This window comes from Acidovorax sp. HMWF029 (assembly GCF_003060895.1).
Classification (GTDB): Bacteria; Pseudomonadota; Gammaproteobacteria; order Burkholderiales; family Burkholderiaceae_C; genus Acidovorax.
In genome coordinates this window covers 1-6,248 of sequence record NZ_QAIH01000268.1, presented here as the reverse complement: position 1 = coordinate 6,248, position 6,248 = coordinate 1, and the positions used below count along the sequence as shown (strand labels likewise).

Sequence of the window (6,248 nt, the reverse complement as noted above, 5' to 3'; positions counted from 1 at the left end):
CCGCTGCGGGGCAGGGGGCGGGGCTGGCCCTCGTCGTCCAGGCAATCCGTCTGGCTCAGCCAGCGCGCGGCCACTTGGCTGGCCATATTCAACGGGGTCTCGCCCGCTTCTTCTTCGGCAGCGGGCTCGGCCAGGCGGCCCAGGTTGCGCACATCACGCCGGTGCACGCCCGACATCAGGCTCACTGCACTGTCTGTTGTCTTCTTTCCCGTGCGCTGCAGCTCGTCGTGCGCTGCGTCCAGAAACACCTTCTTCATGGCCGCAGCAAACGCTGGGTAGGCCACGCCATTGCGCAGCAGCAGGCGCGCCAAAGGGCGCAGCACATGCAGGGCAGAGGCCAGAACGATGGCGGAGCGGGAGGGCATGGAAAAAAAGCGCGGTGCGCAGCGGGTTTCAGGAGCAGGCCGTGATTGTCATCTGGTTGACGGATGGAAAATGTGTGGGATATTATCCCACTTATCTGCGGGGTGGTGTGGGCAGGATTCCACCCCGCTGCGCAGATCACAGGTATCCACAGGGAGAAAAATCACATGACGAACCGAAGGTTGATGAAGAAAGTGGCGGGCATGTCCTATGTCTCACCCGCATGGCTGGCCGTGGCCACGGCGGCATTCGTGGCAGGGTGCGGTGGCGGGGAGGGTGGCAACCCGCAGACCCCCAACGAGGCGCGTCTGCAGGTGGCGCGGTCGGGCGATCTGGTGGCCTACTTCAAGGCCAAGATTGCGCAGCGGGTTGCGCTGGGCTATCCGGGCACGGCCATCACTGTGCCCACCGTGGGCGGGCTGAGCAGTGCGGGCAGCGTGGTCACCCACACGGGTGCGCCGCTGGTCGGCTCGGCGGTAGAGGAGGACGGTCTCATCAAGGCCGAGGGCAACATGCTCTATGGCCTGCACCGCGCCTACGCCACCGACACTGGCCGCGAGCCGCCGCGCCTGACCGCCCAGGCCCGCGCCGCCGATGGCAGCCTGGCCAGCGTGGGCCGCGCCACGCTGGATGCCAAGTTCATTCCCCAGGGCTTTTATGTGGCGGGGGGCGGCACTCGCGCCGCGGTGCTGTCGCAGCAAGACCCGTACGCCGACAGGCAGCCCGTGGGGGCGGCAGCCGACGCCAGCATCACCGTGGTGCCCGAGTACAGCCGCATGCTGTCGCTCGACCTGTTTGCGATCAACAAAGACATGGCACCCGCGCAGCTCAAGCAGATGCGCATCGAAGGTCTGCTGGTGGGCAGCCGTTTGATTGGCAACACGTTGTACCTGGTCACCACCTGGTCGCCCGACCTCACGCGCTTCACAGTGCCTGCAGGTGCCTCTGCATCGGCTGTGCAGGCCGCGCTCAAAGACCTGAACACTGCCGCGCTGATCCCGACCCTTCGCGTGGACGGTGGCCAGCCCCAGCCGCTGGTGAACGAGGCCGACTGCCTGGTGCAGGCGGGCAATGCTTCGCTGTCGCTGCAACTCACCTCCATCACGGCCATCGACCTCACTTCGTCCAGCCTGGCACGCACCAGCCGCTGCCTTGCGGGCGGCAGTGAGGCCGTGCACCTGGGCGCGCGCAGCGTGTATGTGGCCAGCTCGCGCCAGTACCGCTATGGCAGCGATGTAGTCAACGCTGTGTTCCCGGCCGATAGCCGCACCGACATCCACAAGTTCAGCTTCCGTGGCGCGCAGGTGGACTACGACGCATCGGGCAGCGTGGACGGCCACCTGGGCTGGGACCTGCGCCGCATGCCGTCGCGCCTGAACGAGCACCAGAACGACTTGCGCGTGCTGACATTTACCGGCAAGACGGGCCAAAGTGGCATGCCGCCGGTGACGATCCAGGCCCAGCAGGCCTCCCCCGCGTTGCTGACCGTGTTGCGCGACAGCGGCCGCGACAACCACCTCAGCCCGCAGGCCAAGTTGCCCATCCGGCTGCGCACGGCGCGGGGCGACCAGCAGATCGACAACCTGTTTTTTGCAGGCACCCGGGCCTATGCCACCCCCTTTGCCACCACCGAACCCGTGTGGGTGCTGGACCTGGCCAACCCCGCCAACCCCACGGTGGCGGGCGAGCTGGCGGCGGGCGGCCATGCCGACCACCTGGTGCCGCTGCCGAACGGCCTGCTGCTGGGGGTGGGCAAGGACAGCGCCCTGGGTGGCGTGGCCGATGGCATCCAGCTCGCAGTGTTCGACGTGCGCAATGCCGCGCAGGGCAAGCGGCTGGCCACACAGGCGGCGGGCGGCCGGGGCAGCATCACCACGCTCGACAGCACCCGCCCGGTGCTCAACCTGCAGGCGGTGGATGGCAAGGTGCGCGTGGCGTTCCCCGCCCGCGTCTACCAGGCACCGACGGGGGTGGGCACGCCACCGCCCGTGCGGGGCTACCAGGGCGCCTTGCGGCTGGAGGTGAACACCACCACCGGCGCGCTGGCCCAGCGCTCCATGGCCGTGTCCACCGCCATCCTGAACGGTGACACGCCCTGGCTGTACAGCCGCTTTGACATCGCCAACGAGCGCAGCCTGCAGGTGGACAACCTGGCCTACCAGCTCTCGGGCGGGCAGGTGTTTGCCAAGGCCGGAGACTGAAGCGCCGCTGATTGCGAATCAGGGAGAGAACTATAAAAATGATAGCTGAAAGCGCTTTTCTGTAGGGCGCAGGCAGCAGTTAAAAGGCCTGTTCACCGGGGTGGTGAACAGGCCTGTTTTTTTCATCGTGCCTTGTTTACAGATCGGTGCGCAGCTTCCAGATCTCGGGGAACAGCACCACGTCCAGCATCTTGCGCAGGTAGCTCACCCCGCCGGTGCCGCCCGTGCCGCGCTTGAAGCCGATCACGCGCTCCACTGTGGTCACGTGGCGGAATCGCCAGAGGCGGAAGGCGTCTTCCAGGTCGGTCAGCTCCTCGCCCAGCTGGTACAGGTCCCAGTGTTTTTCGGGGTTGCGGTAGACGGTGAGCCAGGCCTGCTCCACCGCATCGTTTTCCACATAGGGCTGCGTCCAGTCGCGCTCGGTGTGGCTGGCAGGCACGGCCAAGCCACGCCGGGCCAGCAGGCGCAGGGCCTCGTCGTACAGCGACGGGGCTTCGTACGCGGCCTGAACCAGGGCCAGCAGGTCGGCACGGTGCTCGTGGGGCTTGAGCATGGCGCGGTTCTTGTTGCCCATCGAGAACTCGATGCAGCGGTACTGGTAGCTCTGAAAGCCGCTGGATTGGCCCAGGTAAGGCCGCATGGCGCTGTACTCGGGCGGTGTCATGGTGGCCAGCACGTCCCACGCGTGCACCAGCTGCTCCATGATCTTGCTGACGCGCGCCAGCATCTTGAAGGCGGGCGGCAGCTCGTCGCGCGCAATGTGGCCGATGGCCGCGCGCAGCTCGTGCAGCATGAGCTTCATCCACAGCTCGCTGGTCTGGTGCTGCACGATGAACAGCATCTCGTCGTGCGCGGGCGACAGCGGCTTTTGCGCGGTAAGGATGGCGTCGAGCTGCAGGTAGTCGCCATAGCTCATGCTTTGGCTGAAGTCGAGCTGGGCGCGCTCTTCGTGCACGATGGATTCGGGCCGTGCGGCAGATGCCGCGTTGTTGTCACCCGCAGGGGGTTGCGAGAAAGGGCACATGGTGGTTTGCCTTTCCGATCAGGTGACGGCGTGCGTCTGGTTGAACTCGGCCTTTTGCCACTCGCCGCTCTCCAGCACCTGGCGCAAGTGCTCCACGGCGTTCCACACGTCTTCAAAGCCCAGGTACAGCGGTGTGAAACCAAAGCGCAGGATGTCCTTGTGGCGGCCCGTGCCACCGTCGCCCTTGCGGAAGTCGCCGATCACGCCGCGCGCAATCAGCGCCTGCACGATGGCATACGCACCGCTGCCCTGGCCGCCCACGCCCGCGCCTTCGTCGCGCGTCAGGCACACCTGCGAGCCGCGCTGCGCATGGTCACGCGGCGTGGCCAGGCCCAGGCCGTGGCCTGCACAGCGCTCTTCCACCAGCTGGATGAACAAGTCGGTGAGCGCCAGCGACTTGGTGCGCAGCGCGGCCATGCCGCCCAGGCTTTGCGCGGCGGTGAACACATCCAGGCCGCATTGCAGGGCCGACAGGCTGATGATGGGCTGCGTGCCACACAGGTAGCGCGTGATGCCCGGTGCGGGCTGGTAATCAGGGGTGAAGGCAAATGGTGCGGCATGGCCCCACCAGCCGGACAGCGGCTGCCAGAAACGGCTGGCATGGCGCGGGTGCACCCACACAAAAGCCGGGGCGCCGGGGCCGCCGTTCAGATACTTGTAGCCGCAGCCAATCGAGAAATCCGCGCCTGCGCCGTTCAGGTCCACCGGCACGGCGCCCGCGCTGTGGGCCAGGTCCCACACGCACAAAATGCCCTGGGCATGCGCTGCGGCGGTGATGGCGGCCATGTCGTGCATGGCGCCGGTGCGGTAGTTCACGTGGGTGAGCATCAGCACGGCCACGTCGCTGGTCAGTGCTGCGGTGATCTCTTCGGGCTCTACCAGCACGAGTTCGAGGCCACGCTCCTTGCACAGACCCTCGGCAATGTAGAGGTCGGTGGGGAAGTTGCTGCGCTCGCTCACGATGCGCTTGCGGGCGGGGCTGTCTTCGCGCGCAATGTTCAGCGCAGCGCTCAGCACCTTGTAGAGGTTGATGGAGGTGCTGTCGGTGCACACCACTTCATCTTTGCCCGCACCAATCAGCGGGGCCAGCTGGTTGCCCAGGCGCTGGGGCAGGTCAAACCAGCTGGCGGTGTTCCACGATTTGATGAGGTCTGTGCCCCATTCGCGGGTGACCACATCGGCTACACGCGCCGCAGCGGCCTTGGGGGCCACGCCCAGCGAATTGCCGTCCAGGTAGATCACGCCCGTGGGCAGTGCGAAGTGGCTGCGCAGCGGCGCCAGGAGGTCTTGCGCGTCGAGCGCGCGGCAGTCTTGCAAGGTGGTGGTCATGGTGTTTAAGGTGGTTTGCTTCTGTTTTGATAGCTGCTAGGGCATGATGGACGCGCGGTGACGGCCAAAAAAGCCTGAAATTTCTGGGCTACAGCGCGCGCAGCACGGCCCGCACGGGCGATGCGTCGGCGGTGGTCAGCTTCAGCGGCAGGGCGATCAGTTCGTAGTCGCCCTCGGGCACGGCGTCGAGCACCAGGTTTTCGAGCACCCGCAGGCCCCGGCGGCGGATGACCTGGTGGCTGTCGAGCGTCTTGCTGTCGGCTGGGTCGATGCTGGCGGTGTCGATGCCCACCAGCAGCACGCCCAGGTCGGCCAGGCGTTCGATGGTGTCGGGCGCATAGGCGGCCAGCTGGCCGTCCCAGCGGTCCACGGGCATGTGTTCGTAGGTGCGCACCAGCACGCGCGGGGGCAGGGGGCCGTTCACCGCGTGGGCAATGTGCTCCCAGGTGATGAGCGGCCCGCAGCCAATGGCGTGGATCACGCGGCAGGGGCCCAGAAAGGCGTCGAGCGATACGTCGCCGATGGTGGCGCCCTGTGCGTCATAGTGCAGCGGTGCGTCGGCGTGGGCGCCCACATGGGGCGACATCGTGATCGCGCTCACGTTGACCGGGCAGCCGGGGCCAATGGTGGCGCACCACTGCTGGCTGTAGGCCGTGTCGCCGGGGAACACGGGGCTGCCTGCGTGCACGGGCGGCGAGATGTCCCAGAGCCGGCGGGCGGTGGGGGAGGATGGCGTTGACATGGGACAAAGTTTGCATGTCCCGAAAAAACCGTGGTGTCGGTTATTTCCAACACCCCATCGAATTTTTGTTGAGGCCTAAACTATTTTGATGTGACAGTAGCCCGGCTGCATGAAGGGCGCGGCCTTCACAGAACCAAACCTTCTGCCAGCGGCGCCAGCCCGTGCCGCGCACGCGCCTTGTGGCAGGCGTAGTCGCCCGCCGAGAACTCGCGGCAGGGCGCCGGGCGCAGTTCGTAGATGCTGCAGGCCACTTGCTGGCCCACCTGGCCGGTCAGCGCGGCGCAGCGGATGGGAACCTGCTCCGTACCCCGCATGCGGCAGGTGCTGCCGTTCACATCCAGTGCCAGACCGTCGGGCACCGTGCCGCCCATCGCCTGCATCTCGTACACGGCAAAGTCCACGCGAAAGCTGGCGCAGCAGGCACCGCAGCTAAGACATGGGTGGGTGGAGTCGGTGGTCGTGGCGTCGGACATGCGGGGCGGGCGTGGGGCCTGCGGCGAGGCCGTCAGGCGCTGTGGGGGAGGGCAATGCTAACGAAAAAGCCAACGCCTTTGCCATTCAAGCCCGCGCCGAGCTGCACCTGCCCGCC

6 protein-coding genes are annotated in these 6,248 nt (G+C 66.8%); 1 reads left to right on the top strand and 5 read right to left on the bottom strand.

The features are described from left to right. A partial coding sequence (locus DBR12_RS18930) for a DUF6502 family protein (RefSeq protein WP_233244897.1) occupies positions 1-365 on the bottom strand: 365 nt, incomplete at its 3' end. Positions 366-530: 165 nt separating this feature from the next. Here DBR12_RS18930 and DBR12_RS18925 point away from each other — a divergent pair. Continuing rightward, entirely contained in the window at positions 531-2,564 is a 2,034-nt protein-coding gene (locus DBR12_RS18925) for a beta-propeller domain-containing protein (RefSeq protein ID WP_158275018.1), read from the top strand. A gap of 136 nt (positions 2,565-2,700) precedes the next feature. On the opposite strand, the gene kynA is transcribed toward DBR12_RS18925, so the two are convergent. The 4 genes from kynA to DBR12_RS18905 form a co-directional block, all read right to left on the bottom strand. Beyond that, positions 2,701-3,588: a tryptophan 2,3-dioxygenase gene (gene kynA / locus DBR12_RS18920; RefSeq protein WP_108618665.1), complete on the bottom strand. Its 888-nt coding sequence runs from the start codon at positions 3,586-3,588 to the stop codon at positions 2,701-2,703. 18 nt (positions 3,589-3,606) lie between these two features. Next, positions 3,607-4,917, bottom strand: a complete 1,311-nt coding sequence (kynU, locus tag DBR12_RS18915; RefSeq protein ID WP_108618664.1) for a kynureninase — start codon at positions 4,915-4,917, stop codon at positions 3,607-3,609. Positions 4,918-5,005: 88 nt separating this feature from the next. Further along, positions 5,006-5,659: an arylformamidase gene (gene kynB, locus DBR12_RS18910; protein ID WP_108618663.1), complete on the bottom strand. Its 654-nt coding sequence runs from the start codon at positions 5,657-5,659 to the stop codon at positions 5,006-5,008. Positions 5,660-5,784: 125 nt separating this feature from the next. Beyond that, complete coding sequence (locus DBR12_RS18905; protein ID WP_108618662.1) at positions 5,785-6,132, bottom strand: YkgJ family cysteine cluster protein; 348 nt, start codon at positions 6,130-6,132, stop codon at positions 5,785-5,787. Positions 6,133-6,248: the final 116 nt, after the last annotated feature.